14 protein-coding genes are annotated in these 12,674 nt (G+C 46.3%); 5 read left to right on the forward strand and 9 right to left on the reverse strand.

The genetic code is table 11. The annotated features are described in order from the left end of the window. Positions 1-190: 190 nt before the first annotated feature. On the reverse strand, positions 191-478 hold the full coding sequence (locus IQ270_RS22755) for a hypothetical protein (RefSeq protein ID WP_193975476.1): 288 nt from the start codon (positions 476-478) through the stop codon (positions 191-193). A gap of 185 nt (positions 479-663) precedes the next feature. On the opposite strand from IQ270_RS22755, the gene IQ270_RS22760 reads away from it, so the two are divergent. From IQ270_RS22760 to plsY, 4 genes are all read left to right on the forward strand, one after another. Continuing rightward, positions 664-1,458, forward strand: a complete 795-nt coding sequence (locus IQ270_RS22760; RefSeq protein ID WP_193975477.1) for an MlaE family lipid ABC transporter permease subunit — start codon at positions 664-666, stop codon at positions 1,456-1,458. Positions 1,459-1,511: 53 nt separating this feature from the next. Continuing rightward, positions 1,512-1,904 carry a DUF3119 family protein gene (locus IQ270_RS22765; protein ID WP_193975478.1) on the forward strand — a complete coding sequence of 131 codons (393 nt, stop codon included), beginning with the start codon at positions 1,512-1,514 and terminating at the stop codon, positions 1,902-1,904. A 64-nt stretch (positions 1,905-1,968) separates the two neighbouring features. Beyond that, complete coding sequence (locus tag IQ270_RS22770; RefSeq protein ID WP_193975479.1) at positions 1,969-3,357, forward strand: DUF3086 domain-containing protein; 1,389 nt, start codon at positions 1,969-1,971, stop codon at positions 3,355-3,357. A 106-nt stretch (positions 3,358-3,463) separates the two neighbouring features. Then, positions 3,464-4,147 carry a glycerol-3-phosphate 1-O-acyltransferase PlsY gene (gene plsY, locus IQ270_RS22775; protein ID WP_193975480.1) on the forward strand — a complete coding sequence of 228 codons (684 nt, stop codon included), beginning with the start codon at positions 3,464-3,466 and terminating at the stop codon, positions 4,145-4,147. Between the two features lie 96 nt (positions 4,148-4,243). Here plsY and IQ270_RS22780 read toward each other — a convergent pair whose 3' ends face one another. Continuing rightward, entirely contained in the window at positions 4,244-5,041 is a 798-nt protein-coding gene (locus IQ270_RS22780; protein ID WP_193975481.1) for a calcium-binding protein, read from the reverse strand. 178 nt (positions 5,042-5,219) lie between these two features. Between IQ270_RS22780 and IQ270_RS22785 the strand changes: the two genes are divergently transcribed. Beyond that, positions 5,220-7,634 (forward strand): bifunctional serine/threonine-protein kinase/ABC transporter substrate-binding protein, encoded by a 2,415-nt coding sequence (locus IQ270_RS22785; protein ID WP_193975482.1) that lies wholly within the window; start codon positions 5,220-5,222, stop codon positions 7,632-7,634. A gap of 17 nt (positions 7,635-7,651) precedes the next feature. On the opposite strand, the gene IQ270_RS22790 is transcribed toward IQ270_RS22785, so the two are convergent. The 7 genes from IQ270_RS22790 to IQ270_RS22820 all read right to left on the reverse strand — a co-directional run. Then, complete coding sequence (locus IQ270_RS22790) at positions 7,652-8,275, reverse strand: hypothetical protein (RefSeq protein WP_193975483.1); 624 nt, start codon at positions 8,273-8,275, stop codon at positions 7,652-7,654. A gap of 16 nt (positions 8,276-8,291) precedes the next feature. Further along, on the reverse strand, positions 8,292-9,137 hold the full coding sequence (proC, locus tag IQ270_RS22795; protein WP_193975484.1) for a pyrroline-5-carboxylate reductase: 846 nt from the start codon (positions 9,135-9,137) through the stop codon (positions 8,292-8,294). A gap of 263 nt (positions 9,138-9,400) precedes the next feature. After that, positions 9,401-10,027, reverse strand: coding sequence for a cell division protein SepF (locus tag IQ270_RS22800; RefSeq protein WP_193975485.1), 627 nt, complete (start codon positions 10,025-10,027; stop codon positions 9,401-9,403). Positions 10,028-10,142: 115 nt separating this feature from the next. Next, complete coding sequence (locus IQ270_RS22805) at positions 10,143-10,808, reverse strand: YggS family pyridoxal phosphate-dependent enzyme (RefSeq protein WP_193975486.1); 666 nt, start codon at positions 10,806-10,808, stop codon at positions 10,143-10,145. A gap of 281 nt (positions 10,809-11,089) precedes the next feature. Further along, complete coding sequence (pipX, locus tag IQ270_RS22810; protein WP_193975487.1) at positions 11,090-11,359, reverse strand: transcriptional coactivator PipX; 270 nt, start codon at positions 11,357-11,359, stop codon at positions 11,090-11,092. Between the two features lie 27 nt (positions 11,360-11,386). Next, entirely contained in the window at positions 11,387-11,860 is a 474-nt protein-coding gene (acpS, locus tag IQ270_RS22815; protein ID WP_193975488.1) for a holo-ACP synthase, read from the reverse strand. Positions 11,861-12,133: 273 nt separating this feature from the next. After that, positions 12,134-12,674: energy-coupling factor transporter transmembrane protein EcfT (locus IQ270_RS22820; protein ID WP_193975489.1), on the reverse strand; the 541-nt coding region annotated here is incomplete at its 5' end.

Consider the following 12,674-nt stretch of genomic DNA (forward strand, 5'->3'; position numbering starts at 1 on the left):
GAACAATAAAAATGGTAAGTTATTTAATTCTCATTCCTAAGTATCTGTTGTTAGTTGAAGTCTTTGCAGGTGGCGCGGTGCGATCGAACCGCAACTCAACCCAACAATCATAAAATGTGAGATTTGAGTTTCAATCTAGAATGGACGACTTAAAATCTCAAATCCCGGATTTTCAGACGAAACACGATAATTAACCCCACCGCGAATGCTGATAAGCAGCGTAGGTATCAAACAAAGCACCCACCAAACCAAAAGTTAGACCGATGACCAAAAAACCCTGGAGGGGACAGCCGCTGCCGAAAGTAGCTAAGAACTGCAAAATCAGGTGTTCTCCAGAATGACCGATTCCTTGGAGAGCAGGCACCAGACCGATCAGCGAACAGCCTGTCAATCCAGCGCCGATTAACAACAAGGGAGCGACAAAGCTCAACAGGCCCGTTAGCAGTACAGAGCGCAGAAAATTAGGAAAAATGCTCATAAGAGTCAGTAAATTCAGCTAAACTGCCGAAAGGTGCAAGCAAACAAAACTTGTCCTTTTCTAGGATAGGCAGCGATCGCCCTGTGCACCCAGTTCTGTCAAAAATCTTAAATCTTAGAGAAGAAACTTGTTTAAGATTTGTAGATAGATTTCATTTTTTGCAGTTGTTCTACAGTCGAAATCCCTTGAGCAACACCACACAGTCGAGCCTCAGTTTGTGGAGTCAGCGCTTGTTCGCAGCAATTTTATTGGGCGGCCAAGTTATGCTGCACCTGCTGACGCGCAAAATTAACCGCCGCAATACCCTCGACCAAATGGCAGCAGTTGGCCCGGAATCGCTGCTGATTGCTTTGCTGACTGCGGGTTTTGTCGGCATGGTATTTACTATTCAGGTGGCGAGGGAGTTTATTAACCTCGGTGCCGGCAATGTCGTCGGCGGGGTTTTGGCTTTGTCTTTGACTCGCGAACTCGGGCCGGTGTTAACGGCGGTAATTGTGACGGGACGGGTAGGTTCGGCTTTTGCTGCGGAAATCGGCACGATGCAGGTGACAGAGCAGATAGATGCCCTGCTGATGCTCAGAACAGACCCGATCGACTATTTAGTAATTCCCCGCGTCATAGCTTGCTGTCTGATGCTGCCAATTCTGACAATATTGTCCCTCGTCACGGGCATCGCCGGCGGGCTACTAATTGCGACGACAATGTACGGCGTCTCTCAAACGGTGTTTTTGGAATCAGTCCGCAATTTCCTGACTCTGTGGGACATTTGCAGCGCGGCGATCAAGGCTTTTGTGTTCGGGGCTTTGATTGCTGTAATCGGTACTAGCTGGGGCTTGACCACTACCGGCGGCGCAAAAGGGGTCGGCCAATCGACTACCACGGCGGTGGTGACGGCTTTGCTGGCTATTTTTGTGGTTAACTTTTTGATGACTTGGATCATGTTTCAGGGGACGGGCTCTAGCGTACTCAAAGGGCTCTAAGCTAGGAAACGGTAAAATATCAAGTATTGACAAAATTCGTTTAACTTGAGCCCGTGAATACAACTGCTGATTTGACTGCGCCGACAAATACGATCGAACTCGCCCCGAGTTTTGCGATTCCCCTAGTCCTGGTACTGGCTGCGGTACCGCTGCTGTTCGTGCAGAAGTGGGCGAGTTTGCCGCTTTCGCTGTTCGGCTTGTTTCTGATGTACCAAGCTGCCACCATCCGGTTACAATTTACTCCAACGGATTTGGACATTTATCGATCGTCCAACTTAATCCGGCGCTTTCCTTTCCGAGAATGGCAAAATTGGCGGATATTTTGGCCGGCTGTGCCGATTTTGTTCTACTTCAAAGAAATTAACAGCATTCACTTTCTGCCGGTTCTGTTCGATCGTAAAATGCTACAGACCTGCTTAGAACAGCGCTGTCCCCGTCGAGACTAAAAAAGTAAAGTTGTTAATTTAAAATTTTTAGCTTTTACGTGCCCTGCGCCGAACCAAATTTCCCATGAATTCAGACGAATTTCCCACCCAAGAACCGCAAGAAACACCAGCCGCTGACGGCGAACTCAATCTCAATTTACCCGCGAAGGAGACCGACTACCAGCCTCCATCCCAAAAACGGAAAAGACCGATCGAACTTCAGAAGCCTGAAGCCCAATTACCGCTGGAAACAGACCCCTGGGACGAGCCAGATGCCGAAATCGCCGATTTCGTGGACGCAGCAGGGGCCCTCGCTCAAATGGGGCCAGAAACAGACAGTTGCCAATCAGAAAGTGCGTTAGCGTTAGCGAAGCGATCCGAAGCAAAGCCCGCCCCTACGGGGGCTGCGCCAACGAAGAGGAGCGAGCAAATCGAGCCAGAAACAGACTCGCAGCCAACACCAACCGTAGCAGCGGTAACAGACATCCCTGAAAATGTTACCAAAAATTTGGCAGATAGAGTCAAAGCTTTGCAGCAGCAAGAACAAGATTTGACAGCAAGAATTGCCACCTTGGAAGCAGACAAAGCCAAGGCTATAGAAGAGTTGGGCGAAACTCAATCATCGATCGGGCGTTTGGTACAAGATGGCTTGATGGAATTAGAACGGCGCAAACAAGCCCTACAAATCGAAATAGAAAAACTCGAACGCCGGCGCGATCGAATTCAAAAAGAAATGCGTACAACTTTTGCAGGCGTTTCCCAAGATTTAGCAATTCGAGTCCAGGGTTTCAAAGACTATCTTGTCGGCAGTTTGCAGGATTTGGCCGCCACCGCCGAACTCTTAGATTTGACACCGCCGGTGCAAGAAACGCCCAAGCAAATGTATGCCGGCGAATCTGAATCCTCAGCGCCAGTAAATCCCAGATTTGCCGAACAGGGATTTCAAGAACAAGCCAAACAAATTCGCCGCATCCTCGACCAATATCGCACTCTTCCCGACTACTATGGCCCGCCTTGGCAACTCCGCCGCACCTTTGAACCCATCCATGCGGAACGAGTTTCTAACTGGTTTTTCACCCAAGGAGGACGGGGGGCTTTGCGGACTATGGGTTCGCGGTTGCAAAATATCTTGATTGCTTCGACAATTATTTCTGTACTCAGAAGCGTCTACGGCTCGCGGGTGCGGACTTTGGTGCTGGCGAACAGTCCCGAACGTTTGGGAGAGTGGCGCAGGGGTTTGCAGGACTGTTTGGGGATTACTCGCAGCGATTTTGGCCCGGAATCCGGGATTATTATGTTTGAGTCTGCTGAGGCTTTGGCTCAAAAAGCCGATCGACTGGTGAGAGATGGCAAATTGCCGTTAATTGCGATCGATGAAACTGAGGATTTAATTAGTTTGTCGATGCTGCAATTTCCGCTGTGGCTGGCCTTTGCTTCCGATCCGCAAACTTTGACAACTGCTAAGGATTTTTGATTGGGTAATTGGTAATTGGTAATTGGTAATTGCTAATTGCTAATTGCTAATTATGCTAGGGGAAAGATTGCAAATTTTAAAAGTACACCAAATCTCAATTTAAAAAATGGGTAGCTGGATAATTTTCAATGGCGCATTGTTAATAGCGGGTTACCTGCTGGGTTCGATTCCGAGTGGGTACGCTTTGGGGAAATGGATGCTGGGAATTGATATTCGGGAAGTGGGTTCGGGTTCGACTGGCGCAACTAACGTACTCAGGACTTTGGGGAAGTGGCCGGGGTTGGGAGTGTTGCTGGTTGACGTGCTCAAGGGGGTAAGTGCGATCGTCCTAATTCGCTACATTTACTCTCTTGATTTTACCGCCCAGTTAGCAACCGCCGCCGGTTTAGAAAATACTGCAACTGTCATACCTTGGATGGCAACTTTAGCTGGTTTCTCTGCTATTTTGGGTCACAGCAAATCAATCTGGCTGGGGTTTACAGGCGGTAAATCTGTGGCGACAAGTTTGGGAGTTTTGCTCGGCTTGTACTGGCCAGTTGGTTTGGGAACTTTCGGCATTTTTGGCATAGTTTTTGCCTTGTCCCGAATAGTTTCTTTAAGCTCGATTATCGGTGCAATTAGCGTGGCTGGATTGATGTTTGCTTTAAATCAGCCGCTGGCTTATGTATTGTTTGGTATTGCGGGTGGCGTATTTGTGATTGTGCGGCATCGCAGCAACATTCAGCGTCTGTTGAAGGGTACTGAACCGAAAATTGGAGAGAAATTGGAAACAGCAGCTAGCGATCGATAATTAGTATTGTTGTACCGCTGGTTGCGGATTATTATTTCTCTGTCCCATCTTCGATTTAAGCTTTATTTAGGAGGCAATTGCAGCACATCCTACAGCTTAGAATCCCTGAACTGAGATAATGCTGTTGAGAATGCTGTTTTGCAGTTGAGCAGGTGTTATACCCTCCACAAACCCGATTAAATCTCCTGAATTCCTGATTTTGATCAAAGTCCCTGAAGTCACAATCGATATTGGTCTTAATAAATCTGGACTGGCAAAAGATCCCGCAGCTTGCGGAAATTCCGCCTGTACTGTAATAGGTACATTTGTCAAGTTTTCCAACACTAGATCATTCACAGTCAAACCGTCTGCTAATCCAATTTTATCGAAAGGTTGTCTGAAACCAACAATGAGATCGGCATTATTGATATCTGTAACTCCGGGTTCTGCTTGCAGGACGTACAAGTTGCTGCCCCCGATTTTGATTGAATTATTATCATCAAAACCTGTTAACAAGTCTCGGCCAAAACCTCCCACTAGAGTGTCATTTCCGCTACCGCTAACTAAAAGATCGTTGCCTTTACCGCCCAATAAAATATCATTTCCACCGTAACCATAAAGCAGATCGCCATCTTGACCGCCGTTGATAGAGTCATTTCCCTGATCTCCAGCTATTGCGTCTTTCCCTTTTCCCCCGAATAAAGAATCGTTGCCAAAATTCCCTCTGATAATATCTTCCCCCTCATTGCCAAAGATCAAATCGTTGTTTGTTGAGCCATCGACTGTATCGTCACCTGCCAGCAGAAAAATTCCCTCAGAAGAATTACCTAAACTTCCGACCCGTAAATCAGTGTATTCGGATGTATTGTCGCCAAAGAATCGCGACGATCCAGATGGGTCTCTTTGTAAAGCCATAAAATACTTGTCCCTAAAATTTCGGATGTCAACATGATTAAATAAGCCTCTCTCAAAGTCAATTCATAAAAGTCATAACTTTGAGTTCATAAAAGTCATAACTTTGAGTTCGTAAAACTCATATTTGTGGTACGATCGACACCAACGAGTGCGGCGAGTCGAGGGGATGGAACGATTTATGTGTCTGAATTCAGGGGATATTCTGCGCGATCGCTACCAAATTCTCGCTAAATTAGGTGAGGGAGGATTTGCCAGAACCTATACTGCTAAGGATTTGGTCAGCCCCGAAAATCCCCTGTGCGTCGTCAAGGAAATTGGGCCACCTCAATCTAGCGATCTGCGGGTGTTGGAGGAAGCACAACAGCAATTTGAAAATGAAGTTAAAACCCTGAAGTATCTCGATAAGTGTCCGCAGATTCCCAAGTTGATCGATCGCTTTCAAGAACAGGGAAAATTTTACTTAATTCAAGAATACATCGCAGGAAATCCGCTCAACCAAGAACTAATTTCAGGTAAGCAGTTTAACGAGTCAGAAGTTATCGATTTATTGCAGGATATTTTGTCCGTTTTAGCTTTCGTCCACTCTCAAGGGATTATTCACCGCGATATTAAACCGTCAAACTTAATCCGGCGCCAATTTGACGGCAAAATTGTTTTAATTGATTTTGGGGCAGTAAAAGCGATCGGCACTTTGGCGATCGAGAACGGTCAAATAACTCAAACTCGTGCCGTTGGTACTGAGGGTTATATGCCGGCAGAACAGTGCAAAAATCTGCCAAAGTTTAACAGCGATATCTATGCTGTGGGAATCATCGGCATTCAAGCGATCGCAGGTTTAGATATTGCAGATTTTTTCAATCATAAAAAAACTGGGGAACTCGTCTGGCACTACTCAACCCACGAGCGCCCGATGAGAGAAATTAACAGCAAACTGCAAAAAATTCTAAACAAGATGGTACGTTACCACTTTAACGATCGCTATCAATCTGTTGCTGAAGTGTTGCAGCATTTGAACTCGCTAGCGGAATCTCCCTCACCGCACTCGATAGTACAGCGGCAGCCACGCAAGCGCAGCAGGAAATTGAGAGTTATTCTGCCAATTAAGACTGCTACAGTTGCAGCGGAATATTCGATCGCCCGTGACAGCAGGACACCTTTGGCCTCAAACCCTCGTTTAGTCCTCCCAGATGGTTTAAGTGGCGGAGAAAAAATTCTCCTGACAAGTTCTCGTCCTCGTTTAAAGCAAAGAGGAGTTAAAGAATTTGCAGCTTCAAATTCAGAACAAGCTTTGAATAAATTCAAAGAATCGTGGCATAAAGAATTTGGCAAAGATCCAGAAACTTTAATTTACACAAACAATGCTTTTCTAGAGGTCAGCAACGCTCCTTATTACACAATTGCTGTAGTCCTTTCTATTTGTCGGAGAAATCAGGAGAGTGATGCTCTGCTTTGTGCTCAGGCTAAAGAATATCTGCGCGGAGTGGCTCAAGCGCAAACAGAAGTTAATTTGGCACTGTCCAATTCTAGCGCTCGGGACTTTCCCGGTCAAGGTTTTTTACCGACTAAAGCCATTAAGGGCAAAGGACTTAAAATCATTATTGCTGACGATGCGAACGATGAAGAAGATGCAAAACAAATAGCAAGTTCACTGGTAAATCAACCGGATATTTTAGCAGTTGTCGGTCACGGCAGCAGCGAAATGACAATGCACGCCGTAGATATTTACAATAACAATAATCTCGTTTTGATGTCTCCGGGTGCAGCCACGAAGGAGTTGACGGATGAACCTAGGATTTTTTTCTTTCGGACTCAATATACGACCCGTTTAATCGCTAGAGATTTAGCGAACTACCTCCTAGCAAACAATCAAAAACAAGCAACAATTTTATACAATCCTAGAAGCCCATTCGGTGCATCTTTTGTGGAAGATTACACAAACTATTTTCGAGATGAGGGAGGAGGAAAAATAGTCGGTATTCGCGATTTCGATTTATTAATAAATGACTTCAACGCCGAAAGAGCGATCGAGGAAATCCAGGGAAAGGGAGAAACTGCGATCGTGCTAGTTCCAGATCCCCATCATACGAGATCTCTAGACAACGCATTTGAGATAATAAAACTTAATGGCGATCGCAATTGGATTGTCGGCGCCTGGATGCTGATGTGTCCGCAAATGTTAGAACTGGCATCCCAGCAACAGCAAAAGTTGTTTAAAAAACTAATTTTTTCTGTTGGCTGGCATCCCTTAAACAGTCCAAATCCCGAATTTCCCCAACAAGCTCGCTCGCTGTGGGAAGAAGAGGGAAATACTCGCATAGCTTCAGCTTACGATGCAGCGCGCGCCCTCATAAAAGCATTGGAAATGCAGCCTATACCGACTCGCCAAGGAATGCAAAGAATCCTTTCATCTCCTGATTTTACCGCTTGGGGAGCAACAGGAACTATTCAGTTTAACTCGCCGCAGAATGGCGATCGCCAAAATCCCCCCAGCGATTTGGTGCATATTGTAGAATGTCGAAAAGAGCAGTTCAGCCTTGCTTTTGTTCCCGTCAAGTATCCGACAGCGGCAGCAGCAGGTTTAAAGTGCAATTGAACTCGTTTTTTCTTGATTCAATTAGTTTCTGTCCCTAATTCGTATCTAGGTATCGCGCTTAATAAAATCCCTAAAATTTTTCCGACATCCCTCAGATAATACTCGATCGCATCAATAGACACAATCTGTCCCTCTAACTTCAAAAATCTCCACACAGTACCCGATGTCACAGCTCCATAAATAATTGGAATCTGATTTCCCTCCTCCTCATTAAATAATTGAGCGGCTAACATTTCTGCTACACACTGCCCGAAACCAGCCTTAATATCTTCTTTTTTCGCTTCAACAAGGGTAATCACAGGGGCGCTGATAAACAAGCGTTCCGCTGACAAACTCATTAAAAAATCGCAGGTTCCATTTAATCCTTTTTCAGGAGCGACATTGAACTCGGAACCGGAAAATAAACCAATTTGATAATTTAATTGTCGTCTAACTTCCAGTAAAATGGGTGCGATAATCAGTTCAGAACGAGCTTTTTCGGTGTTGATGTCTACTGCTAATCCTGCGTTTTCTTTTAACGCTACTTTCAGGATTTCGCTAGATTCCACTTCTGATATATCCGCAAATAAATCTTGATTTTCGTTGAGAGTTAAGTCAAATTGCTTGACAAGTTCCTTCAGCTTGAAGTCGCTATAAGCCATTTTAAATTATTTGTTGTTATTTACCCAATTCTTGAGAACGCAAAGAAGCTGCTTTCACTGCTTCGATCAGTGCAGAACGAAAGCCGTTACTCTCTAGTTTCGCAATTCCCGCAATAGTTGTACCGCCGGGACTTGTCACTCGATCTTTCAATTCTGCCGGGTGCATTCCCGTTTCTTGTAATAGCTTCGCTGTACCGAATACTGTTTGCAAGGCTAATTGAGATGCGATCGCCCGTGGCAGACCAGCACAAACTCCGCCATCTGTCAAGGCTTCGATCAAAATCGCAACATAACCGGGCCCGGAACCGGAAAGCCCCGTCACCGCATCCAGCATACTTTCTGGAACTTCCACCACTTCTCCCACCGCGCCAAAGATGCGCCTTACCAATTCTAAATGGGTTGGTTGCACGAGTTTCCCCGGGGCGATCGCGCTCATTCCCGCCCCCACCGTTGCCGGAGTATTCGGCATCACCCGCAGCACCGATCGCCCCGGAAACGCCGGTTCTAGCTTGCTGAGCGGGACTCCTGCCAAAATCGACACTATCAGCGCCAATGGGTGGCAATTAGCAGTTTCTCCATTATTTGCTTGTTTGCGATCGGCCCCCACAGCCAACTCCAAAGCTACCGTATCAAAAACTTGCGGTTTAATCGCCAAAAACAGCACTTCTGTAGCGGCAGCAACTTCTAGATTGCTGGCTGTTGTTCCGATTCCGTATGTCTGGGTCAAAAATTCGCGCCGTTGAAGTTGCGGCTCGCTCACCAATATTTCTGAGGGCAAATAAACTTTTTGTGCTATTAAGCGGGATAAGAGAGCTTCTCCCATTACCCCGCCGCCGATCGTACCAAATTTGATGTTAGTCATTAGTTATTTGTTATTTGTTATTTGTTATTTGTTATTTGTTATTTGTTATTTGTTATTTGTTATTTGTTACTTAGTTGTCAGTCATTAGTTATTAGTCATTGGTTATTAGTCATTGGTTACTTAGTTGTTAGCTAATGTTATTCATCCGCAGTCTTGATTCCACAGCTATTAGTTGTTAACTAAGGACTACTGACTACTGACTACTAACTAATGACTAATGACTAATGACTAATGACTAATGACTAATGACTAAGGACTAATGACTACTGAACCATTTGAGCTTGTTGTTCGGCAGGCCAGACTGTCGGTGCGGGAGCAGCGGTAGCAGGGCGGGGCCGTCCTTGGGCTGGGGGCACTTCGTGAACCACACCAGACTGAGTTCTCACTTGCACGCAGCTAGGCGTAAACAAGAAAATGCTTTCGCCAATTCGCTCTTGATGACCGTCAAGGGCATAAGTACCGCCCGCCACAAAGTCCACAGCTCTTTGCGCTTGGTCTGGGTCCATCACCGTCAGGTTCAAAACCACTGACTTGCGCTCTTTAAGCGCTCGAATTGCCGCCGGCATCTCTTCAAAAGTGCGCGGCTCCATTACTACTACTTCTGATATCCCGTTCATAGCTCCAGGCATTCCAATCACGTTATTCATTACTGACCCTACTCCCCCGGTTGGTGCAACTACATCCGTACCTGTCGATCCTACTACTGACCGCTCCCGCATTCTGCGATTTTGGCGGCGTTCTTCTTCAGCAGCAGCGGCAGCGGCGTTCGGTTCGGGCGGTTGGTAGACGGTTTGAAAACGATCTCCATCCGCTTCGTCGTATTCGTAATCGTACTCAGGCTCGTTGTTGAAGCCTACAAAATCTCGTAGCTTAGAAAAAATGCTCACCATTTAAGCTCCTTCACGACTGTACTGCCCCGACTATACTCGCGTTGCGGGTTAGGCGCGGGTCGCTAACTACTCTTATATTTAACCTATGTTGTCTCGATCGGAAAATTTCCAATATTTATCCCCTCCTAGAGCCAAATAAGGTTTGTCCGATGCGTATCATAGTAGCACCTGCTTGAATTGCCAAATGATAATCTCCCGACATCCCGATCGAGAGCTGCTGCATCTTAATATGGGGCCAATTTTGCTGCTGGATTTGGTTAGCAAGTTCGCGAGTGCTGTTAAATAATTCTAGGATTTGCGAGTCATCTAATCCTAGAGGAGGTATTGTCATCAAACCTTGAATTTTGAGATGCTGACATTTGTTCAGTTCTGGGAGGTCGGCAAGCAGTTCTGGGACGCTCCAGCCGTATTTGTCCGGATCTGGCAACATTTTGACTTGCAAGCAGACTTGGGGAGATCGGGACTGTTCGCCGGCTATGCGATCGAGCCTCGCGGCCAGTTTTAAGCTGTCGAGAGAGTGAATCCACTGGAAATGCTCAAGGGCTAGGGCTGCTTTGTTGCTTTGCAAGTGGCCGATTAAGTGCCAGTTGATATCTGGTAAATCTTGCAGTTGATTTTGTTTTTCGACAGTCTCTTGAACCTTGCTCTCACCAAAATCCCTGATGCCGGCGCCGTATGCTTGGCGGATAGCATCAGTCGATACCTGTTTGGTAACGGCAATTAACCGCACTGATTCGGGCAAGTGTTGGCGAATGCTGTTAATTGCAGAGATAATGGTCATAGTTGCTCAACGTTGGGAACTGGAGTTCGGGAAAATTAGGAACGAAAATTTAATCAGTAGGGTGTGCTGAATTAATTACACTTGTATATCGCCCCAGGGCCCAATCAGCGTCAAGAGTCTTTTTGTAATTAATGATACCCGGTTACTTAATTTAAACATCTGCTACACTTCTGTGTTTCCAGAAGCGGCGAGGTAAAGAGAGGTAGAGCCTCGGGATCTACATTATCAGGCTCTGCCTGGTAACGAGGAATTCCCAATTAATGACTAATGACTGATTTTCGCTATTGAAATGTACGCTTGTGAATCGCCTGCAATTGGTCGTAATCTTTGTATTGGCCGCTGCGGCGGAGGGTTCGCAGGCGAATTTCTACCATCAGGCGAGCGTCGGAGCGGCTGATGGGTTCAAATCTCAGGCCGCCTGGGCCGTTTGTCACTAAGAAGAATAGGCGCTGGGCGTATAGGGTGGTGAATAATTCTTGGCTGTCTTCAACCTGGGATACCCTGAAGAGGAGGCCGAAGTTTGGATGGTTCAGGTAGGTTTCGGTAGTCATTTACGCTCACAGTCGATCGATGTTAGTTTAAAGATTTACATTTGAGATTTGAGTTTCGCTCGATCGCCCGAGGGGGTTGTTTTCCGGCGGGGTACAAAGGGCGATCGCCGTAGCCGTGCAATAGTCTCCATCGTGACTGAGGCTTAATTGCCACTGGCAATTCCCCCAAACTGAGGCTCGTGCTGCTGCTGTTCCGTGCAGTTGCACCTTGGGAGCACCGCGATCGTCGCGCTGAACTTCCACATCTGCATATCGTATTCCTCGCCATCCCGTGCCTAGAGCTTTGACAACCGCTTCCTTGGCAGCCCAGCGTCCAGCTAGCTGGTTGCAGGAAACTCGATTCATTTTACCTTTAATGCTGCTGTGTTGAGAATTTAGTTGCCCGCAATCCCTTTGTTCTGCCGGTGTGAAAACTTTTTCCAGGAATCGATCGCCAAATCGGTCTAATGCGGCTTGAATGCGGGGAATGTATACGATATCTGTCCCGAGATAGATGTTCAAAATCTTGGATGTCTAGATATTTGCCTTCATTACTTTAGCAGGACTGTCGCGCACCAGACAAAACTTACTCAAATGTAGGCCCGTACTCCAAACCACGAGCTTCCTCATACCAAATTCATAAAATAGCGCTACATATCTACCCCCCCCAACCCCCCCTTATAAAAGGGGGGAGTCAAACTTTCGGTAGCAGCATAACTTTATGAAATTGGTATCAGTCATTCCCAATTTTTCAAAATTCTTTAATCTTTAATCTTTAATCTTTAATCTTTAATCTCAACTGTCCCAACCCCAAACCAAGCGGGCGCTCCAGAGGACGATCAAGCAGCCGAAGGCGATCCAGTCTCGGAGTTTGAAATGCAACGAGTGCCATTCTACACGGTGTCGATCGGGACTGGTGAAGCCGCGAACTTTCATGGCGCTGGCAATTTGTTCGGCTCGCAACAGCAAGTTTTCTAACAGCCTCTCGGCGATCAGCAACCAAATTTGAGCGGCGCGGCGAAAGCCGAGTTTTTTCCAGTTGATAGCTCTAGTGCTCACCGATCGCACTAAATTTTGTATTTCTTCCAATACTAGAGGAATGAACCGCAAAGATAACGTTAATGTTAGGGCAATTTCGGTGACTGGCAAGTGCAAACGGCGCAGCGGCTGCATTAAGTTTTCTATGGCGCCGGTGATTTCTTCGCTGGCTGTGGTGAGTAGATAGAGGTTGGTGCTGTAAATTACTGTAAAAAATAAGGTGCTGACGTTGATAGCTAAATCTATGGATTTGCGGGTAATTTTAATCGGCCCGCCTTTGAATAAAACGTAATTGTAC

It is taken from the genome of Microcoleus sp. LEGE 07076 (assembly GCF_015207455.1).
GTDB lineage: Bacteria > Cyanobacteriota > Cyanobacteriia > Cyanobacteriales > Microcoleaceae > Microcoleus.